The following is an 11,312-nucleotide window of genomic DNA, read 5'->3' on the forward strand; positions in this document are numbered from 1 at the left end:
CCGTCGGGCAGTGTCACGGGGCATACGGCGTAGACGGCGCCGGTGTGGCCGGTGAGGGGTTCGGCGGCGGGTTGACCCGTGTCGAGGTCCCACAACCGCACCGTCGTGTCCCAGCTGCTCGAGGCCAGCAGGGCACGCCCGCACGGCAGGGTCACCGCGCACACGCCGGACACCGCGTCACGGTGGCCGACCAGCGGTTTCCTCGCCCAATTCTCGTCCCATAAGCGCACCGTCCCGTCACCGTTGGTGTAGGCGAGCACAATGTGCTCGCCCTCGGGCGTGATGATGGGCAACCTGGCTACCTCGTCGTCGCGGCCGGTCAGGTCCCGTGTAGACACGGGTTCCCGGGAGCTCGGGTCCCGCAAGCGCACCATGCCGTTCTTGTGGAGGTAGGCGAGCACGTCGCGCTCACCCCACGGCGTGCCCACCCGCAGCGCGACTATCCCGTCGTGGCGGCCGGTCAGGACTGACTTCTGTGCGGGTTGACCCGAGCCCGGATCCCAGAAATGGACCTTCCCGTCCGCGCAGCCGCACGCCAGCACGGTGGGCTCGTCGCGCGGTGCCACCGCGCACACCCCATAGACCTCACTGTGGTGGACGATCAGAGGCTTCGTCCAAGGTCGGCCGGAACCCGGGTCCCATAAACGCGTTGTCTTGTCGTCGCTGGCGGAAGCGAGCAGGGCGCGCCCATCCGGCAGCGTTACCGCGCACACGGCGGACACCGCGTCGTCGTGGCCGGTGAGAGGCTCGCCCGCTGGCTGGTCGGAGGCCGGATCCCACAGCCCGACCATCTGATCACGTCCAGCGGAGGCGAGCAGGACGCGCCCGTCCGACAACGTCACCGGGCACACCGCGGAGACCGCGTCGGTGTGCCCGATCATCGGTTTCTGTGCGGGTTGGCCGGAGCCCGGGTCCCACAATCGCACTGTCCGATCGCTGCCGGCGGATGCCAGCAAGGTACGGCCGTCCGGCAGCGTCATCGGGCACACCGCGGAGACCGCGTCGGTGTGCCCGATCATCGGTTTCTGTGCGGGTTGGCCCGAGCGCGGGTCCCACAACCGCACTGTCCGATCGCTGCCGGCGGACGCCAGCAAAGCGCGCCCGTCTGGCAGAGGCACCGCGCACACCCCGTACACCGCGCCGTGATGGCCGGTTAACGGATCTCCGACCGGCGCGTGGGTGTCGGGGTCCCAGAACCGCACTGTGGCGTCCCGGCTGGCGGAGGCGATCACGGTACGGCCGCCAGGTAGCGGCACCGCGCAGACGGCGACCACAAGACCGCCGTGGCCGACCAGAGGATCCCCGGCCGGCTCGTGGGTGTCCAGGTTCCACAAACGCACTGTGGTGTCCCAGCCGGCGGAGGCGAGCAAGGTACGCCCGTCGGGTAGCGGCACCGCGCACACCGCCAACACAGGACCGCCGTGGCCGGTCAGAGGATCCCCGGCCGGCTCGTGGGTGTCCGGGTCCCACAAACGCACTGTGGTGTCCCAGCCGGCGGAGGCGAGCAAGGTACGCCCGCCGGTGAGCGGCACGGCGCACACCCCGAGTACACGACCGTCGTGGCCGGTCAACGGAATCCCCACCGGCTGACCGGAGAGCGGATCCCACAAGCGAACACGTTGTCGTCGCCGGCCGAGGCAAGCATCGCGCCCCCGCCAGGAAGCGGCACCGCGCAGAGCTGACGCACCGGGCCGCTGTGACCACTGAGGGTCAGGTTGGTGTGGCCAGTCCACCAGGCCCGCAGGATGGAGGGGCTACCTGGGTCCATGCTTCGGGTCGCGAGTTGCTCAGCACGAGTCTTGCGTGCCCAGACGTGCAGCCACCGCTCGGCCCTGTCAGGCTGGGTGACGCGCGAGCCATTAGACAGTTGGTAGGCATTGAACGCGGCACGTGCCTGTGGACTGGCGGGGACTGCGTGGTGCGGCAGGAGCGCGGCCGGCTCACAGGCCAACAGTGCGCGCGGGTCGCAGACCAGCTCATCGAACCTTCTCGCCCCAACCGCGTGCCGTGCCAGATGCGCTCGTGTGTAGTCGCTCGATCCTATCGATTCCGTTGAGCTGTCGAGTCGGTGGGTCAGTCGAGTAAAGATCCGGCCATGCGCGCGGGTCAGTGACTCGGCGAGTCGGCCCAGCAAAAGCTGGTCGTGCTCGTCGCCGTCGTCCCCGGAAAGCTCCGATTGACGGCGTGCGCTGTGGTCGACCGATGTGACGGTGAACAGCTCACGCAGACTCTGGTGTCGCACCGAGTAGGTCGGGGTGCCCAATGCGGGGTGGGTGGCGTCCAGGAACGGACGGAAATGTTCGGTCAGCCACCGCCGGACGCTTGGGGCCTCGACGGGGCCGGCGTAGTCCGCGAGCTCGCTGGTTGAGACCGGCCGCTGCAGCGCGACCAAGGTCGCAAGGAGCGGCAGGCCCACCCGCTCCCACTCCTCGCCGGGAGTTTGCCAGCGTTGGATCTGGTCGAGGTAGTAGCCGCGCAGCCCCATGGGCAGTGTGGCGACGTCGGTGGGGCTTCGCCCTCCGGCGCGGATGTCGTCGAGGACGTAACGCATGTAGATCCACACCCCCGCGCAGCGTTGCGCGAGGGTTTCGACGAACCGCTCCGGGTCGAGGGCGTGGCAGAGCACGGCCTGACGCAGGACGGTGTCGGGGTCGTCGGTAGCGACAGCCGCGGTGAGATAGTTGCGCATGTCGGCGAGGTTGTCCGGCCCATCCACCTGGATGGTCTTCCACGCGGTCTGAGGATCGCGGACCCCGGGTAGCGGCAACCCGAATCGGGTCGTGACCACCACGAACACACCGTCGGGCAGATGCTCGGGCCGAGGCAGACCGAGCGGAATTCCGGTGTCGCGCTCGGGATCCGCTGGGCCGGCTTCATCCAACCCATCCACGATCAACACCAACGGTGGTCGCGCCGACCCGCTAGCCCATTCCTGATCGCGCCGGGCCGCCGCGGCATGCAGTACCTCAACGAGCCACGCCGGGTCGTCGGCCTGTTTGGGAACCTGCCCCCCAGTCGCGAACACCTCGTCCTGGATCCGCCAGGCACCGATGAGCTGCGCGGCCAGCGAACGCCTGGCCTTCTCCGGTGAGCGCCCTCCGGGCAGGCGGGTGAAGTGGTACGCGCAGGGCCGGTTCCACACGAGATACGCGGCAAGCGCGGTCTTGCCGACCCCGGCCTCGCCCTGAACGACCACGTAGCCACGTCCAGGGCTGTGCACGGTCTGATCGATCTCGGTGATCAGATTGTCCCGACCAGTGAACCGGGGGAGATCCAGCTGGCGGCCCAGCTCGCCCATCAGCCGCTGGTTAGGCAGGTAACCGGCGAGAGGATCGAGTGACTCGCCGTTGATCACAATCACGGGGCCGGTGATGTCGCGTCCGGCGGCCACCGCGCCCGGCCCGAGCGCCCACCGCCTGATCCTCATTGTGTCGTTGGTCCCGGGGGCCGTTCGGGTAATCCGCGTGCGTTGTTGGCTTGTGGACCGGCCAGACCACCGTGACTGCCCGCGGAGAGGGACGTTTCGGTACTGACCGGGCCCGCGATATCACCTCCGGTGTACACCCCGCCCGGCCCCAGCTCGATGCCCTCCCCGCCCTCAGATGTGGCGGTGTCGGTGCCGCTCAATATCGTGCGGGTGCGGACGCCGCCCCTGATCGATCCGCCGCTGTACACGGCGCCCGCGCCAACCCGAACACGACCGAGATCCCCGCCGCGGAAGGACAACACCGCGCTGCCAACCGCCCACACCAGCGCCGCCGCACCAGCCAGCACCCACCAGACCCAGCCGCCGTGCAGTTCGTTGATCAGCGCCGCCGTGACCGCGCCGACCAGCACCAACGCTCCGGCGCCGACGGCGGTCCACAACCTACGCGGGCGATCAGTGCTCATGGCTTCCTCCTGGACCGCCGCTGTCGCGGATGCGTAACGCGGCAACTAACGACCGGAATATCTACACCAACATCCACATCGACCAACGATCAGCCGGGACCACACGACCAGACCCGTATGTCACCTCGGCTGAGTGTGTACCGGCTCAGTCGCCATGCCGACGTGCTCCGTTCCACAGGGCACGAGCGCGGGGTACCGGGCGCTTGATCAGTACACCAATCAGCAACCGCCCGCCGGTGTGCGCGACCACTCAGGGCCTCAGGTCCGCGGGCACCGCGCCCGTCACGGATTGCCAGCGTTCTCCGCAGCCCGCGGCTGCTACTGACGGTTCCGAAAGGTTCGGGCACCCCAGGCGGATCTTCATGCGCAACCTATGGGCCGTCTAGCTCCGGGGCAGGCGGCTCGCCTACCGCTGGCGGACGTTCCGGCCGCCAGCACCCGTAGTGATCTGGAAGTACATCGGTGGCGTATGACTGAGCAATCGCCGTGTGAAGCGCTTGCCGACCAGACTGAGAATAGCGCTTCTCACCCTTTGGGGGGAACGGCCAGAGCCGGATCAACTTTCTGGCTGACAGGTGGTGACCGGGTATACGAGTCACACACTACCACCACCTGCTCCCTGACGCTTCGCGGGAGCGTATCCGGTGGTCAGAAACATTTCCGCCCCACGGGTTTGATTCAGTTCACGGCCCGCTGCCCGAAAGTCCGGAGGATTAGGCAGTACGCCCTTGGAGCTTAGCGCTCGTGACCACAGTGCTGGCCAGGCCGTGATTCTGAGATTTGACTACTGCGCTATGGTCCACATTAAAGTCTCTCGTCTTGTGGAGGCGCGTGATGGCGCAGCAGGTACTGGTTTCGCTGGTAGACGACCTTGATGGGGAGGTCGCGAACGAGACGGTCGAGTTCGGCCTGGATGGCAAGTCCTACGAGATCGATCTGTCCAACAAGAACGCAAGCCAGTTGAGGGACGCCCTCGCTGATTACGTCGCGGCTGCCCGTCGCCCAGGCAACAGTCGCCGCAGGTCCGCAGCAGGCGCTGCCGGTGGGGTGCGTCGCGCGGGGGTGGATCGTGAGCAGAACCAGGCAATTCGGGAATGGGCACGCAAGCGGGGGATGAAGGTCTCCGACCGTGGACGCATCCCCGCTGACCTTCTCGAGGCCTATCACAAAGACAACTAGGCAAGCTCTCGGCGAATGCGGTGCGCGGTGCTTCGGCGTCAACCCCGTTGATGCATGAAAGACTCAGATCGCCGCGAGCATCCCGAGCCCTGGGTGCGGCGGCAGGCCCTCGTCGTGTATGCAGCCGTGAGTGTCGATATCGACACGCCATGACAGGAGTTCCCTCGATGTTCCGGGCCCGGAAGTGGAAGCAAGTCCTGGTTCCGCCTGTCGAAACTTCAACTAGCGCCAGCGCGCCAGGCGCAATTGCTGTTCAGGTGAGCTATTAGCCCGACCACGGGCAGGCTGCGCCCATTCCCCGATCGTTCCAAACCTGGTCGGCGTCGCGGGGCAGGTCACGATGGAGCCCTGCGGTGTCAGCGAGGTCAAGCGACATTGGCGGGTGACCGATGCCATCGAAGTGTGTCGCTTTGCCACCGATGTCGGGACCATCGTTCATCCTTGCCATCTGTCTTGAGCCCGCGGCGTGGTCAGCGTGATCGAGGTGTCGGTCTCATGACAGCCGGTAGGTTTCTAGGACTGCTTGTTGGCCCATTGCGGCGATCGCGGCCCGAGTCGCCGCGCTTGCCGGACCGGATGCTCGGCACCTGCGGCTGGACCGGTTCGGCCCGCCCCGCCGACGATGAATCGTCGACTCCGACGCATTTGAGGTGCATGGCCGCTAGGATGGCGGCCGGTTGAGTTGTCTTTGACGATGGTCCCGGTGCACCGCGAAGCGCCGTTCACATGATTCTCGGGAGATCGTCCGCGCCCGGCTGATGGGCGCCCGCACAGTCGCTTCGTCCCGCCGTCGACACGGTTGCTGGGACCACCTGATCGTTGCCCCGTTGTGGGTCGCCTACCGCGCGAACCTCGGCACGTTGCTGCGCACCAGCGATGCCGTCGGTGCATGCATGGCGGTACCGCGCACGCCGCACTACCGCGACGCGCTGGCTCGGGGCAACACCCTGCCCGGCCGCGGTTGTGTGCATTGGGTGGCGCCCTCAAAAATCGAATGGTTGCGCGAACAACGGCGGCGCGGCAGCCAACTCGTCGCCGTGGAGCTGGCGGAGGACGCCGTGCCACTGACTCGGGCGGAACCCACCCGCCGGCGCACGGTCGTGCTGCTGGGCCACGAGCACGGCGGGGTGCCGCCCGAGGCCGCGGAACTCGCCGACCAGGTCGTGGAGATCCCTATGATCGGACGCGGGACCAGCCTCAATGTGGCGGTGGCCGGGTCGCTCGTGCTCTACCGACTCGCCGGCCTCATGTAACCGGCGGCCGGACGCGCGGCGCCGGCACTGGTGCATGCCGCACTCGCGCAAACGGACCTAAATTCCCGCCAGCCATGCTGATCATGAGCGCCTGGAAACGGTAACCCCGCCCGACCTGATCCGGCACTACACTACGGCGCTCCGTAGGCGGCCGAGTTCACCCCACACGCTCGGGGCCGGCACCTAGCAGGCGGCTCGCGACCTTGGAAGGGTTGAAGGATGTGCGGACGACGCAGCATGGGGCGGAGCTGTGCGGTCGGGGAGTCAAGGCCCAAGGTCGTTCTCTACCTAGGCCTTGGTAGGTTACGACCATGGGTAACGGCTCGACCCCACGGATGACGTTGTCCACCCAGTTCGTGTTACAGGTGCTCGTGGCCGAGCCTGCTCGCGAGATGTACGGGTTGGAGATTTGCGAAGCTGCCGGACTCGCGTCTGGCACCGTTCACCCGATCTTGGCGCGCCTCGAGGTCGTTGGATGGCTGGAAAGCCATTGGGAGGAGCGCGACCCTCGAGCTATGGGCAGACCGCGCCGGCGGTACTACAGGTTGACGCCTGACGGCGCTCAGCGTGCGCTCGCGGCCCTAGCCAGGACTCGATCTTCGGCCGGCTTGCTCCACCGAATCAACCCCGAAGTTGCCGGCGGTACATCGTGATGCAGAGACAACTCGAGGCAGCAGGTTCCGCGGTCATTGCACCGGCGACTAAGACATCCCCGCCAGAGTGGTCTGACGCATGGTGGGCCGCGCGCCGCCAAAACTCGTCTGACTATGCAATGCTTGAGTCAATCCTTCGCTCCGCCCCTGAGGTGTCAAAGGGGACGAGGCAGGTCTATTACCATGTGAGCTGGCGCGATAGGCGCAGACATCGAACTGCGCGAAGGTGGTTGGTGGCCCGGCAGAAGGCTAGAAGGCTTGCGGCCACGCGGCGGCTGGAGGCCGAGCGTTCAGCCTCGCGGAGAAGTATTTACGCCAACTCTATAGTGACGATTCGGCATGGCGCGCGCCGGTATGAGGAATTGCCCGACAAGACAGCATCTCGAATAGTTGAACTGGCGACCCGGCTGTTGTCGGAACGCGACCGTGACCGATGGGCCGAGGAGCTGGCTGCGGACCTGGCGGCCGTCGCGGCACAGAGAGCTTCCCGTTGGACGCAGGTGATGCACAGCTTCAGGGTCCTCGTGCTCGCCCTATCGCTTCGAAGAGCGCTACATGCTGGGTGCGTGACCGAAGAGGGCAGGCGTTGAGTGTCATCGCTAAAGCTAGCGCCGCGACCGGTCTTGTAGCGGCGAGCTATGCGATTCCCGGGCTATGGATCATGATTGCTGTCTTGTGCTTCATTCTAAGTGGAACCGTGGCCACTGTCGTCTTGACTGCCGCGCTGAGTCGAGATAGGGATCGGCAGCGAAACGCGTACTTGGTTCTACGTCGACTGCTGACGACTTTCCGGCCGGAAGGTGCTGACCGACAGAGGCGAAGCGGGGTACCGGGCGACAAGAGGTTCAGAAGCAATTAGTTCTCAAACTCATGGTGTGTGGTCGGGATCGAAGACAACGAGTACTACGCGACCGAGGAGATAGGGTGGCGTCGCGGATCGCTGCCGTCGAAGTCGACTTCCTCGAGGAACACCGCCACGAGATTTGGTGAGCTGCGGCGCAATACCCTCGGCGCCAATGGCCAGGTCACAGGTATCCGGTGGCAAGTGAGTGGGGCGCATTCAAATTGGTCCTCGAGCACGGTGTTGTTGCATCCTGCGTTGGTTGCAGTTTGTGCGGGAGAAGCTCGGTGCTGATGCGATACCGTGGCCGGCGGCTTCTACCGGCGGATGGCCCTGAAACCTGCCATCGACGCCGCCTTCGCGTTGCACACGACCGTCCGTCACCTCCGCGACGCGCAGCCCCTGCTGCCGTCGAGCTGGGCCGGCTACCTGCACGCCGGTCCGTGAGCTGCCACGGCCGGGCGTAGGCGCACCGCCGCCAGGACGGTGGTCATCGCGCCAGTCACTTCATTACGGGGTTTGTTCGTCGGTGTGGAGTGTTGTTTTGGCGGTGGCGATTTCGTTTTCGAGGGCGTGATGGAGTTGTGTGGCGTGGTGTTCGACGACGGCCCAGATAATGTCGTCGTCGATTGTGAGGTAGTCGTGCGCGATGCGGTTGCGCATGCCTTTGATGAGGCGCCAGGGTATGTCGGGATGATGTGCCAGCCAGTCGCTGCCGAGTCGTTCGAGGTCAGCGGTGAGGCGGATGAGATTGTACTGGCATGCTCGGGAGACCGCGATGTCGCGGTCGTAGGCGTCGCGTCCGCGTCGTGCCAGGCCGGCGATCTCGGTGAGGGTCGCGTCGAGATATACCAGGTATTCGGCGGTGCGGTCGTCCATGTCAGGCGGCGATGTTGAGCGGGCGGCGGTGGCGGTTCACGCCGCGGCGGAACAGGTCGTTGGATTTCATTTCGGCGGTGGTGACCACGTCGACGGGGCAGCCCAGCAGGGCGGACAGGTCGTCGTCGAGTCCGATGATGTCCGCGAATGATGCGCCGGGGGCGAGTTCGACGAGCAGGTCGAGATCAGAGTCAGGGCGGTCGTCACCGCGGGCTACTGAGCCGAAGACCCAGGCTTGGGCGACGGGGTAGCGGCCGAAGATCTTGACGACCTCCTCGTGGAGTCGTTCGAGGAGCACGGATGGGCGGATCCTGTTCACCAGCCGCGTCTCGAGGTGGAACCCGGCGGCGTTAAGCAGGCGTTCGAGCATCAGTACAGACGGTTGTCGCCGGCCAGACTCGATGGTGGCCACGGTCGACTGAGGTACGCGCGCTGCTCGCGCGAGATCCCGTTGGGACAGCCCGCGCTGATGCCGGGCCGTGGACACAAGGTCAGCCGCCGTTCGAGTGCCAGGCCCGCTACTTCCGCCGGTCGCAGTCATGTATTGCATGATAGTGGATCCGCTATCGCATGGTGCGATGCTGGAGCCGCCTCCTGGTGCGCATGCGGTGAGCAGATGCAGCGGTGCGGCGATCCACCAATGACGATCCATGCGCGGGGGGCCTTGCCCCTTGAGTGTGGACACCTCGAGATCTGGATCATGAGGTCCAGCGAGAGGAGTCGTGTTGGGCACGTGGAGGTATCCGACTGAGTTCCGGGCGGACGCTGTGGAGTTGGTGCGTTCGTCGGGTGTGATTGTCGCGGAGTACTTCGATGTGGGTTGTTCGCGGCGGTTGCCGTGGACACGCCGACCGCGCGCGGCGGCGTTGCTGGCGGAGCTGTCGGCTGCTGGGCGGGGGTTCGATGCGATCGTGGTGGGTGAGTATGAGCGGGCTTTCTTCGGTGAGCAGCTGACCGCGTTGGCGCCGATGTTCGACCGGCACGGTGTCCAGGTGTGGCTTCCCGAGGCAGGTGGGCGGGTCGATGTGGGGAGCCCGGAGCATCGGGCGTTGATGGCGGTGCTGGGTGCGCAGTCACGGCGGGAGGTGTTGCGGTCGCGTCATCGGGTGTTGGCGGCGATGGAGGTTCAGGCTCGTGAGCAGGGACGCTACTTGGGTGGTCGGCCGCCGTACGGGTATCGGCTGGTTGATGCGGGACCGCACCCGAACTGTGCCTATGCCGAATGGGGCCGGCGCTGCCAGCGTCTGGATCCTGATCCGGTGACGGCGCCTCATGTGAGGTGGATGTTTGAGCGGCGTGTCACTGGGCGCAGTGTGGCGGGCATCGCCCGGGAGCTGAACGAGCGGGATGTGCAGTGTCCGTCGGAGGTGGATCCGGAGCGGAATCGGCACCGGAGCGGTGGGGTGTGGACGTTGCGGACGGTTGCGGTGATTCTTGGGAATCCCCGGTATACGGGGCGGCAGGTGTGGAATCGGCGGCCCAGCGAGCACTTGGGCGGTTTGGTGGTGCGTCGGGCGGCTGCGGTGGGGGAGTGGGCGATCTCGGCGAGGGTGGCGCACCCGCCGTTGGTGAGCGAGGCGGTGTTTGTGGCGGCCCAGCAGGCGCCGGCGGCCCGGCCGACCAAAGACGGCCGAGCTCGAGGTTATCTGCTGGCCGGGCTGCTGCAGTGTCGCTTGTGTGGGCGGCGGATGGATTCGCACTGGGTACATGGCCGTCCCGGGTACCGCTGCTGTCACGGCTACTCCAGCAGCCGCCCCCGGACGCCGGGGCTAGCGAAAAACATCTACGTGCGCGAATACATTCTGCTCGCCCAGCTCGCCGCCCACGATCAACCAGTCCTGGTCGGTGGAGATGAGAGCTCCGTCGGGCCGAGCGTGGCCGAGCTTGCGGTCTCTATCAGGGACATGGCGCTGGTGATCGTCCACGATGGAACGACCTGGGAACTAGCGACAGCTGGCTGACGGCCACAGCACGCTCAACCGCCGCGCCCGCGTCGCGACCGCTGTGGGGTAATCCTGTGTCCGAGGACTCGGAAACGTAGATGTTGCACACCCGCGCAAAACGAGTGTGCATGCGGCCAACCTTAGTGGAGAACCCTACGCACGCAGAGCGACGGCACCTGTCGGCTCGCTGTTACGGCCTTAGGACGTCCCGGAACGGCGAAACTGCACGCTGACCTGCGTAGCGGACTATATCTGGCCTACAGGTCAGCCTGTCCACGGGGTGGGCTGTGTCAAGGATCTTGGGCAGGTCCTCGTGGTTGTGCTGGTCAGGCCGCCGCACGTGCCTGATGTTCGGCGAGGGCCTCGGCAGGTGTCCGATAGCCCAGGTGTGAATGCAACCGCCTACGGTTATAAAACACCTCAATGTACTCGGCGACCGCGAATCGTGCTCGTGCTTTTGTAGCGAACCACTGACGATAGTACATCTCATTCTTCAAAGTAGCGAAGAATGATTCCGCAGCCGCATTGTCGTATGAATCTCCTTTCGCGCCGACCGATCGAGCGATGCCGGTGTCGACCAGTCGTTGCCCGTACCGAATCGAAGTATATTGGGCGAATTCAACCGGTCGTCGCAACACTTCGATCTTGGAGGTGGCGATGGGCAGGCCGGCCG

11 protein-coding genes are annotated in these 11,312 nt (G+C 66.0%); 5 read left to right on the forward strand and 6 right to left on the reverse strand.

The genetic code is table 11. The features are described 5' to 3' along the window. The 3 genes from ABEB12_RS34605 to ABEB12_RS34615 form a co-directional block, all read right to left on the reverse strand. On the reverse strand, positions 1-1,583 hold a 1,583-nt coding region (locus tag ABEB12_RS34605; RefSeq protein ID WP_345703394.1), incomplete at its 3' end, for a WD40 repeat domain-containing protein. Then, positions 1,568-3,427, reverse strand: coding sequence for an AAA family ATPase (locus tag ABEB12_RS34610; RefSeq protein WP_185066010.1), 1,860 nt, complete (start codon positions 3,425-3,427; stop codon positions 1,568-1,570). The genes ABEB12_RS34605 and ABEB12_RS34610, both read right to left, overlap by 16 nt. Further along, complete coding sequence (locus ABEB12_RS34615) at positions 3,424-3,837, reverse strand: hypothetical protein (RefSeq protein WP_185066011.1); 414 nt, start codon at positions 3,835-3,837, stop codon at positions 3,424-3,426. The genes ABEB12_RS34610 and ABEB12_RS34615 overlap by 4 nt, the downstream gene beginning before the upstream one ends. An 888-nt stretch (positions 3,838-4,725) precedes the next feature. On the opposite strand from ABEB12_RS34615, the gene ABEB12_RS34620 reads away from it, so the two are divergent. The 4 genes from ABEB12_RS34620 to ABEB12_RS34635 all read left to right on the forward strand — a co-directional run bounded on the left by ABEB12_RS34620 (position 4,726) and on the right by ABEB12_RS34635 (position 8,264). After that, positions 4,726-5,070, forward strand: a complete 345-nt coding sequence (locus ABEB12_RS34620) for an Lsr2 dimerization domain-containing protein (RefSeq protein ID WP_185066012.1) — start codon at positions 4,726-4,728, stop codon at positions 5,068-5,070. Positions 5,071-5,897: 827 nt separating this feature from the next. Continuing rightward, positions 5,898-6,323, forward strand: a complete 426-nt coding sequence (locus ABEB12_RS34625; protein ID WP_345703395.1) for a TrmH family RNA methyltransferase — start codon at positions 5,898-5,900, stop codon at positions 6,321-6,323. A gap of 335 nt (positions 6,324-6,658) precedes the next feature. Next, positions 6,659-6,976 carry a helix-turn-helix transcriptional regulator gene (locus ABEB12_RS34630; protein ID WP_185066226.1) on the forward strand — a complete coding sequence of 106 codons (318 nt, stop codon included), beginning with the start codon at positions 6,659-6,661 and terminating at the stop codon, positions 6,974-6,976. Positions 6,977-8,120: 1,144 nt separating this feature from the next. After that, the gene (locus ABEB12_RS34635) at positions 8,121-8,264 is read left to right on the forward strand and encodes a hypothetical protein (protein ID WP_185066014.1); all 144 of its coding nucleotides are present in this window, start codon (positions 8,121-8,123) and stop codon (positions 8,262-8,264) included. Positions 8,265-8,327: 63 nt separating this feature from the next. Here the strand turns inward: ABEB12_RS34635 and ABEB12_RS34640 are convergent, their stop codons facing one another. Then, on the reverse strand, positions 8,328-8,696 hold the full coding sequence (locus ABEB12_RS34640; RefSeq protein WP_185066015.1) for a HepT-like ribonuclease domain-containing protein: 369 nt from the start codon (positions 8,694-8,696) through the stop codon (positions 8,328-8,330). Position 8,697: 1 nt separating this feature from the next. Further along, entirely contained in the window at positions 8,698-9,348 is a 651-nt protein-coding gene (locus ABEB12_RS34645; protein WP_345703398.1) for a nucleotidyltransferase domain-containing protein, read from the reverse strand. Positions 9,349-9,463: 115 nt separating this feature from the next. On the opposite strand from ABEB12_RS34645, the gene ABEB12_RS34650 reads away from it, so the two are divergent. Continuing rightward, positions 9,464-10,657, forward strand: a complete 1,194-nt coding sequence (locus ABEB12_RS34650; RefSeq protein ID WP_345703396.1) for a recombinase family protein — start codon at positions 9,464-9,466, stop codon at positions 10,655-10,657. Positions 10,658-10,965: 308 nt separating this feature from the next. Here the strand turns inward: ABEB12_RS34650 and ABEB12_RS34655 are convergent. Continuing rightward, positions 10,966-11,312: integrase core domain-containing protein (locus tag ABEB12_RS34655; protein ID WP_345703397.1), on the reverse strand; the 347-nt coding region annotated here is incomplete at its 5' end.

Source organism: Actinospineispora eucalypti (assembly GCF_039543365.1).
Taxonomy (GTDB): Bacteria; Actinomycetota; Actinomycetes; order Mycobacteriales; family Pseudonocardiaceae; genus Pseudonocardia; species Pseudonocardia eucalypti.